We start from the raw sequence: 19,182 nt of genomic DNA on the forward strand, positions 1-19,182 counted from the left end.
CGGGATTGAGAAACAGCGCCATTATAACGAAATCATATAATTTGTTAATAGTAACCGTCGGATCAATTCTGAAATCCTACCACTTAATCAAAACTTTAGCGCAGCAAAACTTATAATGCAACATATAATTCGCGCAATAAGGCAAAATATAATCTCAGAGCCTTAGGCTCGACTTTATTGTAGCGCAGGATTTTAATCCTGCGTAAAAGGAACGGAACGTAGCACAAAAAAGAGCCGTAGGCTCGGCTTTATGATTTACGCATAAATTCATCGCAGCAATAAAATATTATTTTTAAAATCAATTGTTGCCAAACAGGCACATTGAAAATTTATAAAGTCGTTCCTCTGGAACTTTCAACTTCATCATAATAATGGACAACGGATTGAAATCCGTTGCTACAATAAAGCCATCCCTACGGGATTATTTGCACCGAATAAAATAATGAGATAAAATTGTAATGTAGTTGAATAAATATCTCTCTAATAATCTTAAATCCGAATAAGACAATTGTATTTTATCAAATTACTACACCACAATAAAAGAAACTAAAGTGAAATATCAGAGCCGTAGGCTCGACTTTATTGTAGCGCAGGATTTCAATCCTGCGTAATAGAGTTATTGTTTAGCACAAAAGAGCCGTAGGCTCGGCTTTATGATGAGCAAGTAATCTAAGATTAAAAACTTTTTTTCTTAATAGCCGAAGAAAAAATAAAATCCTCGTGTTATTTTTCCCCTCACAATTTACAATCCTAAATCAAATCATCAAACAAATAACGTTCATCAAATTCAATCTCAAATTTTTCCAAAAGCTCTAAATATTCCTCTCTAAAAGTTTTTTTCGCGTGATGTTTTTCTTGATTTTGTATATAAGAATATACATTTTGAATTTGCGACTGACTATAAGAAAAAGCACCATAACCTTCCTGCCACTCAAAACGATGCTCTAAAATTTTTTGATCATTTATGAATTTGGAGGATTTGGCTTTCACCGTTTTCATCAATTCAGACATTGAGACAGTTGGTTTTAAAGAAAGAAAGCAATGAACGTGATCTTCAACACCATTTACAATAAGACTCTGACATCCCGTATTGTTAATAAATTTTGCAATAACAGAAAATACTTCGCTTCGCCATTCCTTGTTCAAGACTGCCTTCCGGTATTTCACAGCAAAAATAATTTGTACATAGACTTTATGATATGTATTTGCCATGATAATTTATTTGATTTGAAATTTCTCTGAAAGAAAATAAATTTATTAAATTCATAAAATATTATAAATACCTAATTAACAGATAAATATAAGGTATTTTATGTTTCTTCGGTATAATATTTATTCTAAAATTATCACGAGTAAAATATGTGTAGATTCTCTACCTGCAATTTATAAAATCGTTCCTCCGGAACTTCGGACAACGCACTTCTATCTGCAACGGATTAAACCGTTGCTACAATAAAGCCATCCCTACGGGTTTAAAACGCATTGGAACGTGAATAAAATTATTTACATATCGTAATAGTCAACTAATCAATTCTAAAATCTCGAGAAATCTTAAAAGCTTTAGCGACGAACATTTATATTGCATGACAATGTTCGACCAGAGAGAGAAAATATAATTCAGAGCCGTAGGCTCGGCTTTATTGTAGCGCAGGATTTTAATCCTGCGTAAAAGGAACGATGCGTTGCACGAAAAGAGCCGTAGACTCGGCTTTATGATTTACGCGTAAATTCATCTCAGCAACAAACTATTATTTTTAAAATCAATTGCTGCCAAACATGTACATTGAAAATTTATAAAATCGTTCCTCTGGAACTTTTCAACTACATCATAATAATGTAAAACGGATTGAAATCCGTTGCTACAATAAAGCCATCCCTACGGGATTAAAACGCATTGGAACGTTAATAAAATATATACATATCGGAATAGTCATCTAATCAATTCTGGAATTCAGAGAAATCATTAAAATTTATGCGACGATTATTTATAGTGCATGACAACATTCGCCCAGAAATAGAAAATATAATTCAGAGCCGTAGGCTCGACTTTATTGTAGCGCAGGATTTTAATCCTGCGTAAAAGGAACGATGCATTGCACGAAAAGAGCCGTAGGCTCGGCTTTATGATTTACGCGTAAATTCATCGCAGCAATAAAATATTATTTTTAAAATCAATTGTTGCCAAACATGCACATTGAAAATTTATAAAGTCGTTCCTATGGAACTTATCAGCTACACTATCTCAATATACGACGGATTAAAATCCGTTGCTACAATAAAGCCATCCCTACGGGATTGAGACGCCCCACTTTTTTTTAAGCTTATAATAATTTAGAAAAAAATCTAATTGGAAACAAATTTTAAGATCCTATTCAATAACTAACTTCTTCACATTTTATCTTTCCTCGTTAAAACCGTACCTTCGTTGCCTTAATTTTTATTACAATTATGAATATTTCAAAAATCCTTCTCATTTTAACTTTACTCATTATGAGTAGCTGCAATCAAGATAAAAAAGAATCTAATTCTCAAGACAAATTTGCAGAGGAACCACATTCTTTTGCACAGCCAAACAAGGCTTATATAAAACATCTGAAACTAGATATTAAAGTAGATTTTGATACGCAAATTATCAGCGGAACCGCTACCTACGATATTGAGAACAATGATAGTGACGAAATTATTTTAGATTCGAAATACTTGGATATCGTATCGGTAACGGCAGATGGAAAAGATACTGAATTTTCATTAGGAAAGTTTGACCAGCAATTAGGTCAAGCGCTAAACATCAAAATTCAAAAAGGAACAAAACAAATTGCGGTTACCTATAATACAACCAAAGACACCGAGGCAGTGCAATGGCTCAATCCACAGCAAACTGCCGATAAGAAATATCCGTTTCTTTTTACACAAGGGCAAGCGATCTTGACTAGATCGTGGATTCCAATTCAGGATAGTCCTCAAATTAAAATTACTTATGAAGCCAACGTTCAAGTTCCTAAACACTTGATGGCAGTAATGAGTGCCGAAAATCCTAAAACGAAAACTACGGATGGATTGTATCATTTTGCAATGAAACAATCGATTCCTGCCTACTTGATTGCTTTGGCAGTTGGCGATATTGAATATAAAGCAATCAGTAATCGAACTGGAGTTTATGCCGAGAAGTCAATGTTGGACAAAGTGCACAACGAGTTTTCGGATATGGAGAAGATGGTTTCGGCAGCCGAAAAGCTGTACGGTCCTTACGCCTGGGAACAATTTGATGTATTGGTGTTACCTCCAAGTTTCCCATTTGGTGGAATGGAAAATCCACGATTGACATTTGCAACTCCAACCGTAATTGCTGGTGATAAAAGCTTAACCTCATTAGTTGCGCACGAACTAGCGCATTCTTGGTCTGGAAACCTAGTGACAAATGCCACGTGGAATGACTTTTGGCTGAACGAAGGTTTTACGGTCTATTTTGAAATGCGAATTATGGAAGCTGTTTACGGAAAAGAGCGCGGAGATATGCTGGCGTTAATTAGCAGACAAGATCTAAATGACGAATTAGAAAATTTAGAAGACACTCCAGATGCTACGAAACTTAAGCTAGACTTAAAAGGACATAATCCAGATGATAGTATGAATAGCATCGCTTATGATAAAGGTTATTTATTCTTACGAACTCTCGAAGAAAAAGTAGGGCGAGAAAAGTTTGATGCTTTTATCAAAACATATTTTAAAGTACACGAATTTTCGACAATGACAACTGAGAAATTTGTGGATTATTTAAATAAGAACCTTTTAGAAAAAAACAATATCACGTTCAATACTGATGAATGGATTTACAAATCTGGAATTCCCGCAAATCAGGCAATCATCACTTCGGATAAATTTAAAAATGTAGAAAGCAAACTGGCGCAATTCATTTCCACGGGCAATTTTGATAAAGAAGTAACTAAGGATTGGACACCACAGGAATGGGTACATTTTGTTCGGAATTTTCCAAAAACTATGACCGCTGACCAAATGCTAGTTTTGGATAAGGAGTTAAATTTGACAAATTCTACAAATTCCTATATTCAGATGGTTTGGTATGAACAGGCGTTAAATCAAAACTACCACGGAAATAATGTTGACAAAAAGATTGAAGAATTTCTAACTCAGGTTGGTCGTCGTTGGTATGTGGAAACACTTTTTAAAGCTTTCAAAAGAAATAATAGAATGGATGATGCTCTAAAGGTTTACGAAAAAGCACGTCCTAATTATCATTCGGTAACTGTAAAAACGATTGATGATCTATTGGGTTATAAAGCGAAATAAGTATTGAAAACGTTAGCCCGCGTGAGGGATGGTCGTGGAAATCCTTTGTTGTGGCTTTGCGAAGCAAAAGCTACGACAAAGATTGGGAACAGACAGCCCGACCTCCCCAAAAATATCATTTCAACTTTTGCACAATTTTTCTTTGGGGAGGGCACGCCCAAAAAAACATAATTACAACCAAAAAAAATCCCTCTACCAAGACGGTAAAGGGATTTTGATAATATAAATATTACAGAATACTGTTTTACAATTTTACTTTTCTATTTCGCTAAGACTCTCCATTTTCTTCATTGCCAAGAAGCCTTTGATATCTTCAAAATGCTCTTTTACTCGGTGATCTCCGAATTCGAAAACCTTGGTAGCCAAGCCGTCAAGGAAATCTCTATCGTGAGAAACGAGGATTAATGTACCGTCAAAATCGCGCAATGCGTCCTTGATAATATCTTTGGTTTTCATATCCAAATGGTTTGAAGGCTCATCGAGAATCAGTAAATTCACTGGTTCCAGCAACAATTTGATCATGGCAAGTCTGGTCTTTTCACCACCAGAAAGCACTTTTACTTTCTTGGTAATGTCGTCACCTTGAAACATAAATGCACCTAAAATATCTTTAATTTTTGTACGTACATCACCAACTGCGATATCGTCAATTGTTGAAAATATCGTTCCGTTTTCGTCCAATAAAGCTGCTTGATTCTGAGCGAAATAGCCAATCTGAGCGTTGTGTCCTATTTCGACACTTCCACTATTGATTTCGATTTGCTTCATAATCGCTTTAATCATAGTTGATTTTCCCTGTCCGTTTTTACCAACAAAAGCAACTTTATCGCCACGCTCAATAACCAAATTTGCATCCTTGAAAATCAAGTGATCGCCGTAGGATTTTGTCAAATCTTTGACCACCACAGGATATTGTCCCGAACGAACCGAAGCTGGAAACTTCAGTTTAAGGGCTGAATTATCAATCTCGTCAATTTCTACAGGCACAATTTTCTCCAGCATTTTTACACGAGATTGCACCGATAATGTTTTAGAAAACGTTCCTTTAAAGCGCTCGATGAATTCCATATTTTCGGCAATCATCTTTTGCTGCTCATCATAGGCTTTTTGCTGATGCACTCTTCTATCTTTTCGAAGCTCTAAATAATGAGAATATTTAGCTTTATAATCGTAAATACGACCCATTGTAACTTCAATTGTTCTATTGGTAATATTGTCTACAAATGCTCTATCGTGCGAAATTACCACTACCGCTTTTGCTGAATTTATTAGAAAATCTTCCAACCACTGAATACTTTCGATATCCATGTGATTCGTTGGCTCATCCAGTAGAATAAGATCGGGCTTCTGCAATAATATTTTTGCAAGTTCGATTCGCATACGCCATCCACCAGAGAATTCACTTGTAGGTCTTGTGAAATCAGTGCGTTCAAAACCAAGTCCGATCAGAATTTTTTCGACTTCCGCTTCGTAGTTTATTTCTTCGATTGCGTAGAATTTCTCACTTAGATCTGATACACGCTCAATTAATTTCATATAAGCATCCGACTCGTAATCGGTGCGTATTGTCAGTTGCTCGTTTAAATGATCAATTTCAGCTTTCATAGCGAAGATTTCACCAAAGGCTTTTGAAGTTTCCTCCATAACAGTGGCATCATCCGTAGTCAACAAATGCTGAGGAAGATAAGCGATAACAGCATCTTTTGGTGCCGAAATTCCACCAGTACTCGGCTTGCTTTGACCGGCAATTATCTTTAATAATGTCGATTTTCCAGCACCGTTTTTACCCATCAAGGCAATTTTGTCATTTTCATTTATGGCAAATGAAACATCAGAGAATAAGGTAGTTCCGCCAAACTGAACGGATATATCGTTTACTGTTATCATATAGTTTTATGCTTATTTTTTTGAATTTGCAAAGGTAGTTTAAAAAAGTTTACAGTAAACAGTTGACGGTTAACAGCGCTTAGTTTGTGAGTAAGAAAGTTGATATAGTTTCAAATTCGATAAAATGAGTTTTCTATTTTAAATAAGAGATTGATACTATAAGTTCGGAAATAACAGAGAAGTTTATAAAAGAAACTTGACGTAAACCAAAACTATGAGAACACAAACCGTAAACTGTCAACCGTTAACTAACAAAAAAGCAGCCGCAATAAAAATTCACAACTGCTATTTGATTTAATTTTCAATTTTAGTCCCACGTCCAAACTGTAAACCGTGAACTGCAATCCGTCAACTAAGAAAAAAGCAGCCGCAACAAAAAGTCACAACTGCTAATAAATCTAAATTTCAATTTTAGACTCACGACCAAACTGTAAACCGTTAACTGTAAACCGTTAACTTACAAAAAAGCAGCTGCAACAAAAAGTCACAACTGCTACTAAATATAATTTTCAATATTAGAGTCACGCCCAAACTGTAAACCGTAAACTGCAAACCGTTAACTAACAAAAAAGCAGCTGCAACAAAAAGTCACAACTGCTACTAAATACAATTTTCAATTTTAGACTCACGTCCAAACTGTAAACCGTAAACTGTAAACCGTAAACTTAAATTAAATTAAATACTCATTCTAAAATCCTCAACAATAGGATCAGCTTTTCCGAAGTCCACTTCCTCAATAAAGAGTTCAACTGCCATTCCAGATGTCCCAAAACCAGCAAGTCTTCCTGACTGAATATTATTTTTAAGTAATGTATCGATCCCAGCGTCTTCCAATTTCGTTTGAAGTGCTGTTGCTAAAATTTCGCTTCCCGAAAATATTTTCATTAATGCCATAGTATATTTTTTTAATTTTTTAGTAAAGCTTTGCTTATTTTTTAAAGGTACAAATAATTATTCCTCGGTGTAATCAAAAATTTCGGGCTCCAAAAGTAATTTGTCGGCAAACACCTCAACGCGCTCTGTATATTTGTCAGTAAATACAAGACGTTGGGTTTTTGTAATACTGTTTGAAATCCGCATCATCTTGGTTTCATGACGCTGCTTTAACAAGGTATCTGCATCATCGACAATAAACATTTTAAGCCGGTTTACGTTGAAGCCCGCAGTACTAAACATATTTGCCAATTTTTCAGGCGTTCCTACAAGTACATCGATTCCGGTTGAAATATAATTTTTATCATATTCCATATCTCCTTTTTCGTGCACTCCATAAACCTGCAGTTTATTGTATTGACCTAATTTGTCAAACATTGCTTCTACTTCTAGCACTTTGGCTTTGTCTTCAACAATAATTAATGCTCGGGGAGATTCTTCGCCTTCTGCAACTAATTGTTGTAAAACATTAATCACAATTGTTGACGTTTTTCCAGTGCCTTGCGGCGAAATAACCATACAGTCGGCACCACTCTTAATAATTGAAAAAGTATCTTCTTGGATTTCGTTCGCCTCGTCCAAACCTGATTCAACAAGGCCTTTTTGCAAATTGGGATTTATTTTCTTTAATTTCATTTTTTATTTTCTTTACTTGCTTGCAAATAGTTTGACGTCATTTTCTGTTACCTGCGGCTCTCCTAGAATGATTAGTCGCTCTACAACATTTCGCAATTCTCTAATATTTCCTGTCCAATCGTACTGCTTTAATAATTCTATTGCCTCATCAGAGAACTTTTTGCACGTAGATCCGTGCTCGCCCGCAATTTTTTCGGCAAAATGGCATATTAACAATGGAATATCCTCACGACGATCGTTTAATGCCGGTACTTTTATCAAAATTACTGCTAGTCGGTGGTACAAATCTTCGCGAAAGCGTCCTTCTGCAATTTCCACCGTTAAATCTTTATTGGTAGCTGCTACAACTCGTACATCTACTTTGATTTCTTTTTCGGCTCCGACTCTACTAATTACTGATTCTTGTAATACTCGTAAAACTTTGGCTTGCGCCGAAAGACTCATATCACCAATCTCATCCAAAAAAATTGTGCCTTTATGAGCTGCTTCAAATTTACCAGCTCGATCTTTTACTGCCGAAGTAAAGGCGCCTTTTACGTGTCCAAAAAGTTCGCTTTCTATTAATTCTGAAGGTATCGCAGCACAGTTTACTTCAATCATCGGTGCACCCGCCCTATCACTTTTCTCGTGAAGCTGATGTGCTACCAATTCTTTTCCGGTTCCGTTTGGTCCTGTAATTAAAACTCTAGCTTCGGTCATTGCGACCTTTTCTATCATTTCCTTGATATGATTGATGGCATCACTTTGACCAATCATTTCGTAATTTTTACTAACTTTCTTTTTTAAAATTCTATTTTCCGTAGCAAGTTGTTTTCTATCCAATGCGTGCCTAATGGTATTCAGCAATCGATTAAGATCTGGCGGTTTCGAAATATAATCAAACGCGCCCATCCTCATGGTCTGAATTGCTGTTTCCATATCGCCGTGACCAGAAATCATTACGATTGGAATTTCAGGCTTCAAAGCTCTTGCAGCTTCCAAAACCTCAACACCATCCATTTTGGGCATTTTTATATCACATAATACAAGATCGTACTCATTGTTTTTAATTTTTTCCAATCCTGCCACACCATCTTCGGCATCTTCAACAATATATTGATCGTTTTCTTCTGAAATTATCTTGGATAAGACTCTACGAATTGACGCTTCGTCTTCTATAATTAGTATTCTGCTCATAATAAATTTTTAAAAATCAGACTGAAAATTAGGCCATTTCGATTTTAATATTTCAACCATTTGTACATCTCTTTCCAGGTTGGCTTTTTTCCATGCATCAAAATTCCCACTCTATAAATTTTTGCCGCAACCCAAACCGTCAAAAAGAATGTTCCGAAAAGTAATGCTATCGAAAGTGCTAACTGCCAAAGCGGAACACCAAACGGAATTCTCATCATCATAACGATTGGAGATGTGAGTGGAATTATTGAAAATGCCGTAGCGACCGTTCCATTTGGATCTTTCAAGACGGCAAAAAATCCAATGTAAATTGCCAACATCAACGGCATAATGATTGGAATTAAAAATTGTTGCGCGTCAGTATCACTATCTACCGCAGCACCAATTGCGGCGTAAAATGAACTATAGAGAAAATATCCTCCAATAAAGTAAATCAAAAACATAATTAAGATTGTTGCAATTGGCAAATTCCACATTTCTGCAATATACAATTGTAATTTTCCAGCTTCGGCCTGTGCCGCTGCCATCATTTCTGGAGATCCACCCGCATTCTTGGTCACATCTACATCGAGAAACATGGAAATTCCAAATAATAATACAATTCCTATTACTGCCCAAATTATAAATTGAAGCACTCCTGCCATCGATGTACCGATAATTTTCCCCATCATCAACTGAAATGGTTTTACCGAAGAAATTATGATTTCGACAATTCTGTTCGTTTTTTCTTCAATTACAGATCGCATTACCATATTCCCGTAGATAATAATAAACATCATAATAAGGTACCCAAAGGCACCACCTATGGCGACTTTTATTTCATTCAATCCTTTGACACTTTCGCCACCTGTAACTTTTACTAAATTTAAGTTGACTTTTGCCTGCGCCTTTGTAATCACTTCGAGATCTAAACCGTCAGCCGTCAGGTTCTGATTTGTAAGTTTTTGTTCAATTTTATCTTCAACAGAATTTATATAACTCGTTGCCGGACTATCATTCGAAATATATTCGATCGAATTTTCATGATTTCTAAGATTTGTTTCCTTGGGAATAAAGATAATTCCCTCGTAACGCTTTGCTGTCACGCTATCACGTAAAATCTGCATATCTACCGTAGACAAATCCAAATAGTTGAAATCTGAATCGCTTTTAAATTCATTGACAAATAATCCAGACTGATCGTGAATAGCAATTGTTTTTGTGTCGGATTTCATTCCGCTCAAGTACGCGATGATTACTGCTATAGCCACCAATAATAGCGGACTTAAAAATGTCATTACGATAAAAGACTTATTTCGAACTTTAGAAATAAATTCTCGTTTAATTATTAGGGTTAAAATACTCATATATCGATATGCGATTTAATTTTTTTATAAATAGTCTCTTATTTCTCGCGAACACTTTCGATGAAGATATCGTTTACAGTTGGAATTTTTTCTACAAAATGGGTGACTTGGCCAGACTGGGTCAATAGATGCAACAATTCATTTGGAGAAGCATTTCCTAACTGAATATTAAATTTCAATTCATCATTTAGCGACTTAAAATTTGTTTTGGTCAAGCTAAATTTTTGTGTGACATCATACAGTAGTTTCTCCACATTATCAGACATTATTCCCACCTCGTAAGTATTGCTGCGGTACTTTCTTTTAACTTCATTGAGAGGCCCCTCAATCAGCTTGTTTGATTTATGTATTAAAGCAATATAATCGCAAAGCTCCTCGACGCTTTCCATTCTGTGGGTCGAAAATATAATCGTTGCACCACCTTCTTTCAAAGCTAGAATTTCATCTTTTATAATATTCGCATTCACGGGGTCGAATCCAGAAAAGGGTTCGTCAAAGATTAAAAGCTTTGGTTTGTGGAGAACAGTGACCACAAATTGAATTTTTTGAGCCATTCCTTTCGATAGTTCTTCAATTTTTTTGTTCCACCAACCTGTAATATCTAGGCGATCAAACCAATAGTCCAACTGCTTTTTTGCTTCGGCTTTGCTCAAACCTTTCATCTGTGCAAGATAGAGACATTGTTCCCCCACTTTCATCGATTTGTAAAGCCCACGCTCTTCTGGTAGGTAACCAATGTATTGAACATGCTTTGGCTGCAATTTCTCGCCATCGAGCAAAATCGTTCCGCTATCGGGTAGTGTGATTTGATTAATAATTCGGATCAGAGATGTTTTACCAGCTCCATTTGGACCGAGAAGTCCGTAAATACTGCCTTTGGGTACAGATAGTGATACTTCATTAAGCGCTACATAATCTCCATATTGCTTTACTACTCTATCAACTTCAAGAATATTTGCCATCTACTATTTTAATTTAGGTAAAAGTATATAATTCATTGCAGAAAGACTTTCTTTTATACAAAAAAACCCATCCGAAATTCTTGCGAATATAAGGATGGGAAAAATTGCTATGAAAAAGATTTTACCAGTTACCAACTAGTAATCCCCAAATATAAAAATATTTTTTAGTTTATGAAAACATATCTTTTACTTTCTCAAAAAAAGATTTATCAGACTTTTCAGGATGTGGTAAAAAATTCTCATCATCTACATACTTTTCGAAAAAATCTTTTTGCTCTCTGCTTAAGGTTTTTGGAGTCCAAACGTTTACATGTACTAGCAAATCTCCAGTACCGTATCCGTTAATATTAGTGATACCTTTGCCTTTGAGCCTTAGAATTTTACCTGACTGAATTCCTTCCTCTAGCTTAATTCTTACTTTACCATTTACAGCATCAATATCTTTAGACGCTCCAAGTACTGCTTCGCTAAAAGAAATATACAAATCAAGATGAAGGTTTTCGCCTTCACGTTTTAGAGTCTCATGCTCGATTTCTTCAATTGCAACAATAAGATCTCCAGGAATTCCATTTCCAGGAGCATCATTTCCTTTATTAGAAACTTTGAGTTGCATTCCGTCAACAACTCCTGCAGGAATTTTTACCGAAACTGTTTCGTCCTGCAAAACCATTCCTTGAGCATCTGCCATTGTCGGCTTACTCTCAATTGTCTGACCTGATCCACCGCAATTAGGACAAGTGCTTGCAGATTGCATACGACCCAAAATAGTATTGGTTACGCGCATCACCTGACCTTGACCATTACAAGTTGTACAAGTTTTATATTTTACGCCTTCGGCCTGAACCTTGCGTTTTACTTTTATTTTCTTTTCAACGCCATTAGCAATTTCTTCAAGAGTCAACTTTACTTTGATACGCAAATTCGTCCCTTTTACGCGACGCTGACCTCCGCCACCGCCTCCAAAGCCACCGAAACCTCCAAAGCCGCCGCCACCGCCGCCAAAAATGTCACCAAACTGACTAAAGATGTCGTCCATATTCATATGTCCGCCACCGTAGCCGCCTTGACCACCTTCAAAGGCTTGGTGACCATATTGGTCATACTTTGCTTTCTTCTGTGGATCACTTAAAATTTCGTACGCCTCTGCAGCAAGCTTAAATTTCTCCTCTGCGTCCTTATCACCTGGATTTTTGTCAGGGTGATGCGCAATTGCTTTTTTACGATATGCTTTTTTTATTTCCTCAGGAGAAGCACTTTTGGTGATTCCTAAGATTTCATAAAAGTCTTTTTTCATTGTCTAGTGTGAATTTTTAGCCTACTGACCAGTGACTACTTGTGGGAAACGAATAATTTTGTCGCCCAATTTATATCCCTTTTGAATTACGTCTACAATCTTCCCTTTTAATTTTGGAGTCGGTGCAGGAATTTGTGTGATAGCTTCGGCAAAATCTGCATCAAAAGCATCTCCAGCTTTTACTTCAACTTCTTCCAGTCCTTTTGACGCGAGAGTAGTTAGTAATTTAGTTTGAATTAACTCAACCCCCACAATAAGCGGATTGTCATCTGACTTTTTAATTTCGGTAAGAGCTCTATCAAAATCATCCAATACAGGCAATAGGGAGTTCAGTACATCTTCATTTGCAGTTTTAAACAACTCTATGCGCTCCTTTGCAGTACGTCTTTTAAAGTTTTCGAATTCTGCAAAAAGTCTTAAAAATTTATCTTTCTCTTTGGCCAAATCCTGCGTCAGTTGCTCCTCTATAGAAATCTCTTCAACTTCTTCATTAAGAATTTGCTCGCCATTTGCATTTTGCTCCAATACAGAATCGTCAAACTCTTGCTCTTTTTCAGTGTTTTCAGTTGTCATACCAACAATATTTTTAAATATATTTTTAAAATTCATTTGATTACCGCAATGCAATAGTTTTGCCATTGTGCAATGCGTGCCAAATTGTCATTTAAATATAATTAGACTTCGCATTGTTGAGAATGCTTTGCTATATTGACAGAAAAATCAGAATGCTTTCGCTAAAAGAATTGCTCTAAACCGAATTTTACTTATTTTGAAAGTAAATCTTTTAAGGCTTCATCCACTTCATTAAATCTGAATTTGTATCCTTCCGAAATTATTTTTGAAGCATCAACTTTCTGACTGTCATAAAGTAAAGTAGCCATTTCACCCACAAAAGGTGTTACCATAAATTGAGGAATATTTGGTAAAATGATGCGCTTGCCCAATTGTGAAGCAATTGAGTGTACAAGCATTGTATTTGTCACGGGTTGCGGTGCCACCACATTATAAATGCCGCTAAGTTTATTTGCCAAAGCAAAGTAATAAATTTTTACAGCGTCGTCAATATGAATCCAAGATTGCCACTGATTACCACTACCAAAGGCAGCGCCAGCTCCCATCGAAATCGGTTTGAGAAGTTTTTGTAACGGAACACTTTCTTTTGCTAATACTAATCCTGTCCGAAGGTAGCAAGTTTCAATTCCTATCTTATTAAAAAGCCGGACGCTGTTTTCCCATTTCTCTACTACATTTCCTAAAAAGTCATCGGCATAATCTGTGAAATTTTCATCATAGTTTTCATCCATGCTTGAGGGATAGACCGCGATACCAGAAGCCGAAATGATTTGCTTGACCTGATGCGGATTTTCTTTTAAAGTCTTGTAAAGCAAATTTCCCGACAACACTCTACTTTGTAAAATTTCCTGTTTATAGCTAGATGACCATCTTTTGGCAATTGTTGCTCCAGCTAAATGTATGATTGCATCAACTCCAATAAATGCACTTTTATCAATGATGCATTGCTCGGGATTCCAATAATAACCTTCAAAGCTGGGCAAACTTTTTATTTTGTCCTTATCGGTAGTAAAATAATTGATATGAATTCCGTGGGATAATAATAGATTTGAAAGATGAGTTCCAATTAGGCCCGTCGCTCCAGTAATTAATACTTTCATATTGATGTGATTTCCTAATTTATAATTTGTGGCAACCGCTAAGCTACGAACACTTCACATCAATAAAGCCACATTTACAGCATGTTTAACTTAAAAGTAATTTGTTATTTCGGTTTTTTGATTTTATGCTCCATTCAAACATCATCTCCGACACAATATCTCCCTGTTCATTAATTCCTTGCGATTGTAATTTGAGAACTTGTCCTTCTTTGGTTTCAATTGCTGCCTTAACTGCGGTAGCGACTTCTTGGCCCTGATTACAGCTAAAAAGTATTTCACCTTTCGCTTTTTTTATAAAATTCATCTCGCAATTTGTGACCAACATCGAAATATTGTGTCCACTTTTTTGCAATTCATTCATAATCAAGGCTCCGGTACTAAGTTCTGCCGCCATCGATTGTGCAGCAAAATAAATTGAGTTAAAAGGGTTCTTATTTATAAAATTTTCCCGAATTCTAGCGATACAACTCATATCGTTTATATCCACTACTCGCACTCCGCATAGATAAGCAGAAGGAAGTTTGGCAAACAAGAACCAATTAATATTTGAATTGGACATTTTCATAGTCGAAATTTTCACCCAATGTAAACAAATATCCCACAACAAACTTTGTTAATTATTAGTTAAATTTCAGTACTCTGTAAAACACAGTACTATTCTTTAGCCATATATTTGCATAAGACAATATCAAACTATACCCACCATGAAAAAAATTAATCAAAATATCGTAGCGTTCTTCACCCATCTCAGTGCACTATTGCAATATGCGTTTCCGTTTTTCAGCATCATAGTTCCATTAATAATTTGGAGCACCGCCGAAAAAAAATTGATTGTCAGAAGACATGCAGCCGAAGTTTTTAATTTTCAAGTAAGTATTTTAATTTACACCCTCATTTTGGCTGGATTGGCGATTCCATTTTTAATATATGGATTTGGCAGCTTTTTTACTTGGGACGAATTTATGGCCGGAGCAGATGTCAATTTTGCAAATTATTCTCAAGCTATCGCACCACTGACATTTGGATTTATCTTTATTGGCCTTTTATTTTTGGCGAAAGCCGCAGAATTCTTTTTAATAATTTATGGCGCTGTAACTGCGTCTCGAGGTGGATTCTTTAACTATCCCCTAAGTATTAAATTTATAAAGTCAACCGAAATTGCAAATTTGGATGGCGAAATCATCCCCACTCACTAAAAAATATTAATATGATAATGCTAAAAAAATGAATATAGAAAACACAAAAGCGCAAATGCGTAAGGGAGTTTTAGAGTTTTGCATTTTATCGGTTCTGAAAAAAAACGACGCCTACACCTCTGAAATACTTGAAACCTTAAAAAACGCAAAATTACTGGTGGTCGAGGGCACGATCTATCCCCTCCTAACACGATTGAAAAACGATGGACTACTCAACTATCGCTGGGAAGAATCATCTTCAGGACCACCTCGAAAATATTACGGACTGACAGAAACAGGAGAAATCTTTCTTAAAGAATTAGGAAGTACTTGGACAGAATTATCAGATGCAGTAAATATTATAACCACTCAAAATAACAATCATGAATAAAACAATTAACATCAACCTAGGCGGACTATCTTTTCATATAGATGAAGATGCTTACCAAAAATTGTCTCGTTATTTTGAGGCTATAAAATTATCGCTCTCAAAATCTGGCAGTCAAGATGAAATAATAAGAGACATTGAGCTGCGAATTGCTGAATTATTTACAGAATGGCAGACCGCACAAAATCAAGTGATTACTCTCTCACAGGTAGATCAGATGATTGGAATAATGGGGCAACCTGAGGATTACAAGATAGATGACGAGCCAGAAGAACCACACACCACTTTTCAGTCGGCAAAGCCATACAGAAAATTGTATCGAGATACCGAAAAAGGAATGATTGGCGGAGTCTCCTCAGGCCTATCGCATTATTTTGGAATTGACACTGTCTGGATTCGTATTCTCTTTGCGCTAGTCGTTTTTTTAGGATTTGGAACTGGAATCATCATCTATCTTATCTTATGGATCGTAACTCCGGCTGCTGTCACTACGGCTGAAAAATTGGAAATGACTGGTCAGGCGGTTAATATTTCTAATATCGAGCGCAAAGTGCGTGAGGAGTTTGACAACGTTTCTAATAGACTGAAAAACATTGACTATGATGAGATGGGAAAGCAGTTCAAAACTGGTGGTACCCGCGTAGCAGATAATTTTGGCGGAGCTATGCTGAGTATTATTGGTGTGCTGGCAAAAGTTTTGGGAGCATTTATCCTTTTTATTGCAGCATCTACTATAATTGGTTTACTAATAGGATTAATTACAATGGGTAGTAGCAGCTTTGTAAATTTCCCCTGGTATGAGTATGCCGAAGTTGCAAATTACACTAGCTTTCCTCTTTGGACAATTAGTATTCTCACCTTTCTAGCAGTAGGAATTCCATTTATTTTTCTATTTATCTTGGGAATCAAATTAGTTGCTCCCACCGTAAGAGCAATGAATGCTGTCTTAAAATACGTACTTATAACAATCTGGCTTTTTGCAGTTGCGGCCTTAATTTTTATGGGAGTTCAGCAAAGTTCTGCGGTAGCTTATGATGCTAAAACCTCAACAAAAGAAATTTTGAATATTGCAACTACTGATACCCTAAAAGTAAAGTTTAGATACAATGATTTCTATACAAGCGATTTGGATACTTCTTCTGATTTTAAAATAATTAGAAATGAGCAGAATCAGAAAGTAATTTACTCAAATAGTGTCGAAATTATTGTTGCAACTACAGATCAGCCTCAAGCATATTTGCAAATTGAAAAAAATGCTGACGGTTCGTCCTATCAAGAAGCCAGAAATGCTGCCGAAAAAATTCTCTACAAATATGAGCTGCAAAATAACACTTTGCTACTTGATAATTATTTCATTTACAATGCGGCAAATAAGTTTCGAAATGAGAAAGTGAAATTATATCTTTACTTGCCTGAAAATCAAATCATACAACCTGACAGCTCATTAAAATATTATGACAACTCAGATAGTAGTGTGTGGAATGCAGATTATTCGCAATCTTTGATATACAGGGCAAAAAACAACTCTTTTCAATGTATAAGTTGTGATGAATTTAGAGTAGGTGCAAAATCTTCAACATTAATTGACACGAACGATGTAAAAAACATAGATTCGCTAGAGACGACAAACAGCGAAAAGAAACGCACCCGTAAGTTTTCATACCGATATAATTCTAACTAAAAAAAGCACAATTTATGCAACGTATTCTATTACAACTATCTATAATCATTTTGCTGGCCACAGCTTCTATTATGCAATCCTGTGGAAATACTCAAATTCTAGAAAGCATTACTCCTTCTGAGAAAACTACAGAACAGGTTGATGTTACTGCAGATTTTGATAAAATTAGAGTCAGCCAAGATATCGAGGTCGAACTCAGTCAAGGCATTAATAAATCCTTTGAAATCATTGCAAGCGATGAAGCTCGTGAAAATTTGAAAATTGAGGTTGAGGATGGTGAACTATCAATTGGTTTTAAGAAGCAGTCCCTCTTTAGAAATAATTCAAACGTAAAAATTTTAATTACTACACCAATAATTTCAAATCTGACTACATCGAGCAGTGCAAAAATAATAGGCATGAATACATTCAAGAGCAAAAACCTAACTTTAATAAGTAGTAGTGGCTCTGAGTTGCAAGTCACTGTAGATGCGGGCGAATTGTTTATTACAGCAAGTAGCGGAAGTAGTATTGAAGTAAAAGGACAGTCAAATATAATTACAGCCGCTAGTTCTAGCGGAAGTAGTATCGAAGCATTGGCTCTTACTGGTGAAACAGCGATTGCAAAATCAAGCAGTGGAAGTTCAATTGAGCTGGGACTAATAAAAAGTCTGGATGCAATTTCTTCAAGCGGAAGCTCAATTAATTATAAAGGTACTCCTCAAATAGTCCAACAGAAGGCAACCTCTGGAAGTTCTATTAATAAGAATTAATTTTTTAAATAAAATGTACTTTTAAAAGAAAAGCAGAAGGAAGTGGAATTATAATAAATAAATAACTAATTTCATTTCCAATTAACAATTGTTACTTCCAAAAAAAAAAGAAAGTGTATTGACTTTGGAACAAGTGAAAAATAAAATCAGGTGGGCACTTCGAAGGCATCCAATCCTTTATTATATGAGGTTTGCAATGATCTGCGAAAATATTTCAGCAGAGGTTGACGATGAAAATTGTTTTAATACGCTGAACGATCGGAAAGATATTGCGCCATTATTTGAAAGTACCTTTAATAAAATAGAGCTTGGTGGCAAATCAGACTTAGCAAAGGCATTAATGATTGCAAATTTTCTTAATAAAAAAATCATCGGCGGACCAGGTTTAGGCCTCTCTTCCGATGTTGCATTATATAAAATGTTGAATGAAAATGCGGGCGTCTGTAGCGATTTCTCGCAAATTTATAATGTTTTTTGTCTGATGGCAGATATAAAAGTTCGAGAATATGGCGTGGTAGAAAAATTCTACAATCCTCAATTTGGACACACATTTAATGAAATTTACTGTGGTAATTTGCAAAAATGGATCATGCTTGATGTGGGCAAAGGAGTATATTATACTGACAAAGTAACGGAACAGCCCCTCTCGGCAAACGAATTGTTTGTACAACTGCGCAGTCAAGAAAATCCTCAAGTATATAGCTTTTTTGAGAAAAAAGATGATGACAGGCGACTTGACAAAATATATAACTCAGATAGCATTCCGTTTCTTATTACCAACTATAGCAATAAGACATATGATCTATACTTTAACAAATATCAAAATAAGGTACCAGGTTTTTTGATAAACTTTTGGCTCATTTTAGTGCGAAAGAATTTTAAATTCTCATTTATACTTGATGATTACAAGAAGTTTTTCTAACGTAAATGTCCACAAATAAATGATATATTTGTACTAAACCCCTTAGACC

General features: G+C 35.7%; 17 protein-coding genes. 6 read left to right on the plus strand and 11 right to left on the minus strand.

Going from position 1 to position 19,182, the window contains the following annotated elements; all coding sequences use genetic code 11:
- Positions 1–750 precede the first annotated feature (750 nt).
- Positions 751–1,212 carry an IS200/IS605 family transposase gene (gene tnpA / locus SBO79_RS13280; RefSeq protein ID WP_318640878.1) on the minus strand — a complete coding sequence of 154 codons (462 nt, stop codon included), beginning with the start codon at positions 1,210–1,212 and terminating at the stop codon, positions 751–753.
- A gap of 1,236 nt (positions 1,213–2,448) precedes the next feature.
- Here tnpA and SBO79_RS13285 point away from each other — a divergent pair.
- Complete coding sequence (locus tag SBO79_RS13285; protein ID WP_318640879.1) at positions 2,449–4,308, plus strand: hydrolase/aminopeptidase; 1,860 nt, start codon at positions 2,449–2,451, stop codon at positions 4,306–4,308.
- A 252-nt stretch (positions 4,309–4,560) separates the two neighbouring features.
- Here SBO79_RS13285 and SBO79_RS13290 read toward each other — a convergent pair whose 3' ends face one another.
- From SBO79_RS13290 to SBO79_RS13335, 10 genes are all read right to left on the minus strand, one after another.
- A complete protein-coding gene (locus SBO79_RS13290) occupies positions 4,561–6,195 on the minus strand; it encodes an ABC-F family ATP-binding cassette domain-containing protein (protein WP_318640880.1) in 1,635 nt (544 codons plus the stop codon).
- A 675-nt stretch (positions 6,196–6,870) separates the two neighbouring features.
- On the minus strand, positions 6,871–7,089 hold the full coding sequence (locus SBO79_RS13295; RefSeq protein WP_318640881.1) for a putative signal transducing protein: 219 nt from the start codon (positions 7,087–7,089) through the stop codon (positions 6,871–6,873).
- Positions 7,090–7,146: 57 nt separating this feature from the next.
- A complete protein-coding gene (locus tag SBO79_RS13300; RefSeq protein WP_318640882.1) occupies positions 7,147–7,764 on the minus strand; it encodes a DEAD/DEAH box helicase in 618 nt (205 codons plus the stop codon).
- 12 nt (positions 7,765–7,776) lie between these two features.
- Positions 7,777–8,940 carry a sigma-54-dependent transcriptional regulator gene (locus SBO79_RS13305; protein WP_318640883.1) on the minus strand — a complete coding sequence of 388 codons (1,164 nt, stop codon included), beginning with the start codon at positions 8,938–8,940 and terminating at the stop codon, positions 7,777–7,779.
- Positions 8,941–8,984: 44 nt separating this feature from the next.
- Positions 8,985–10,286, minus strand: a complete 1,302-nt coding sequence (locus SBO79_RS13310) for an ABC transporter permease (RefSeq protein ID WP_318640884.1) — start codon at positions 10,284–10,286, stop codon at positions 8,985–8,987.
- 38 nt (positions 10,287–10,324) lie between these two features.
- Positions 10,325–11,248 (minus strand): ABC transporter ATP-binding protein, encoded by a 924-nt coding sequence (locus tag SBO79_RS13315; RefSeq protein WP_318640885.1) that lies wholly within the window; start codon positions 11,246–11,248, stop codon positions 10,325–10,327.
- Positions 11,249–11,417: 169 nt separating this feature from the next.
- Positions 11,418–12,542, minus strand: coding sequence for a molecular chaperone DnaJ (dnaJ, locus tag SBO79_RS13320; RefSeq protein ID WP_318640886.1), 1,125 nt, complete (start codon positions 12,540–12,542; stop codon positions 11,418–11,420).
- Between the two features lie 21 nt (positions 12,543–12,563).
- The gene (locus SBO79_RS13325) at positions 12,564–13,151 is read right to left on the minus strand and encodes a nucleotide exchange factor GrpE (protein WP_318640887.1); all 588 of its coding nucleotides are present in this window, start codon (positions 13,149–13,151) and stop codon (positions 12,564–12,566) included.
- A gap of 155 nt (positions 13,152–13,306) precedes the next feature.
- Positions 13,307–14,215, minus strand: a complete 909-nt coding sequence (locus tag SBO79_RS13330) for a TIGR01777 family oxidoreductase (protein WP_318640888.1) — start codon at positions 14,213–14,215, stop codon at positions 13,307–13,309.
- An 85-nt stretch (positions 14,216–14,300) separates the two neighbouring features.
- Positions 14,301–14,780, minus strand: coding sequence for a DUF4442 domain-containing protein (locus SBO79_RS13335; protein WP_318640889.1), 480 nt, complete (start codon positions 14,778–14,780; stop codon positions 14,301–14,303).
- 139 nt (positions 14,781–14,919) lie between these two features.
- On the opposite strand from SBO79_RS13335, the gene SBO79_RS13340 reads away from it, so the two are divergent.
- From SBO79_RS13340 to SBO79_RS13360, 5 genes are all read left to right on the plus strand, one after another.
- Positions 14,920–15,411 (plus strand): DUF4870 domain-containing protein, encoded by a 492-nt coding sequence (locus tag SBO79_RS13340; RefSeq protein WP_318640890.1) that lies wholly within the window; start codon positions 14,920–14,922, stop codon positions 15,409–15,411.
- A 28-nt stretch (positions 15,412–15,439) separates the two neighbouring features.
- On the plus strand, positions 15,440–15,781 hold the full coding sequence (locus SBO79_RS13345) for a PadR family transcriptional regulator (protein ID WP_318640891.1): 342 nt from the start codon (positions 15,440–15,442) through the stop codon (positions 15,779–15,781).
- On the plus strand, positions 15,774–17,459 hold the full coding sequence (locus tag SBO79_RS13350) for a PspC domain-containing protein (protein ID WP_318640892.1): 1,686 nt from the start codon (positions 15,774–15,776) through the stop codon (positions 17,457–17,459). The genes SBO79_RS13345 and SBO79_RS13350 overlap by 8 nt, the downstream gene beginning before the upstream one ends.
- 14 nt (positions 17,460–17,473) lie before the next feature.
- Positions 17,474–18,211: a head GIN domain-containing protein gene (locus tag SBO79_RS13355; protein ID WP_318640893.1), complete on the plus strand. Its 738-nt coding sequence runs from the start codon at positions 17,474–17,476 to the stop codon at positions 18,209–18,211.
- 133 nt (positions 18,212–18,344) lie between these two features.
- Positions 18,345–19,133 (plus strand): transglutaminase domain-containing protein, encoded by a 789-nt coding sequence (locus SBO79_RS13360; protein ID WP_318640894.1) that lies wholly within the window; start codon positions 18,345–18,347, stop codon positions 19,131–19,133.
- The last annotated feature ends 49 nt before the right edge of the window (positions 19,134–19,182 follow it).

Origin of the sequence: Flavobacterium ardleyense (assembly GCF_033547075.1) — a bacterium.
Lineage (GTDB): Bacteria > Bacteroidota > Bacteroidia > Flavobacteriales > Flavobacteriaceae > Flavobacterium > Flavobacterium ardleyense_A.

What these genes read in the sequence shown, in the direction of transcription:
- SBO79_RS13315 (WP_318640885.1), bottom strand. Translation starts at nt 11,248, where the DNA reads ATGGCAAATATTCTTGAAGTTGATAGAGTAGTAAAGCAATATGGAGAT.
- SBO79_RS13340 (WP_318640890.1), top strand. Translation starts at nt 14,920, where the DNA reads ATGAAAAAAATTAATCAAAATATCGTAGCGTTCTTCACCCATCTCAGT.
- SBO79_RS13295 (WP_318640881.1), bottom strand. Translation starts at nt 7,089, where the DNA reads ATGGCATTAATGAAAATATTTTCGGGAAGCGAAATTTTAGCAACAGCA.
- dnaJ (WP_318640886.1), bottom strand. Translation starts at nt 12,542, where the DNA reads ATGAAAAAAGACTTTTATGAAATCTTAGGAATCACCAAAAGTGCTTCT.
- SBO79_RS13345 (WP_318640891.1), top strand. Translation starts at nt 15,440, where the DNA reads ATGAATATAGAAAACACAAAAGCGCAAATGCGTAAGGGAGTTTTAGAG.
- SBO79_RS13325 (WP_318640887.1), bottom strand. Translation starts at nt 13,151, where the DNA reads ATGAATTTTAAAAATATATTTAAAAATATTGTTGGTATGACAACTGAA.
- SBO79_RS13285 (WP_318640879.1), top strand. Translation starts at nt 2,449, where the DNA reads ATGAATATTTCAAAAATCCTTCTCATTTTAACTTTACTCATTATGAGT.
- SBO79_RS13335 (WP_318640889.1), bottom strand. Translation starts at nt 14,780, where the DNA reads ATGAAAATGTCCAATTCAAATATTAATTGGTTCTTGTTTGCCAAACTT.
- SBO79_RS13330 (WP_318640888.1), bottom strand. Translation starts at nt 14,215, where the DNA reads ATGAAAGTATTAATTACTGGAGCGACGGGCCTAATTGGAACTCATCTT.
- SBO79_RS13290 (WP_318640880.1), bottom strand. Translation starts at nt 6,195, where the DNA reads ATGATAACAGTAAACGATATATCCGTTCAGTTTGGCGGAACTACCTTA.
- SBO79_RS13300 (WP_318640882.1), bottom strand. Translation starts at nt 7,764, where the DNA reads ATGAAATTAAAGAAAATAAATCCCAATTTGCAAAAAGGCCTTGTTGAA.
- tnpA (WP_318640878.1), bottom strand. Translation starts at nt 1,212, where the DNA reads ATGGCAAATACATATCATAAAGTCTATGTACAAATTATTTTTGCTGTG.
- SBO79_RS13305 (WP_318640883.1), bottom strand. Translation starts at nt 8,940, where the DNA reads ATGAGCAGAATACTAATTATAGAAGACGAAGCGTCAATTCGTAGAGTC.
- SBO79_RS13355 (WP_318640893.1), top strand. Translation starts at nt 17,474, where the DNA reads ATGCAACGTATTCTATTACAACTATCTATAATCATTTTGCTGGCCACA.
- SBO79_RS13350 (WP_318640892.1), top strand. Translation starts at nt 15,774, where the DNA reads ATGAATAAAACAATTAACATCAACCTAGGCGGACTATCTTTTCATATA.
- SBO79_RS13310 (WP_318640884.1), bottom strand. Translation starts at nt 10,286, where the DNA reads ATGAGTATTTTAACCCTAATAATTAAACGAGAATTTATTTCTAAAGTT.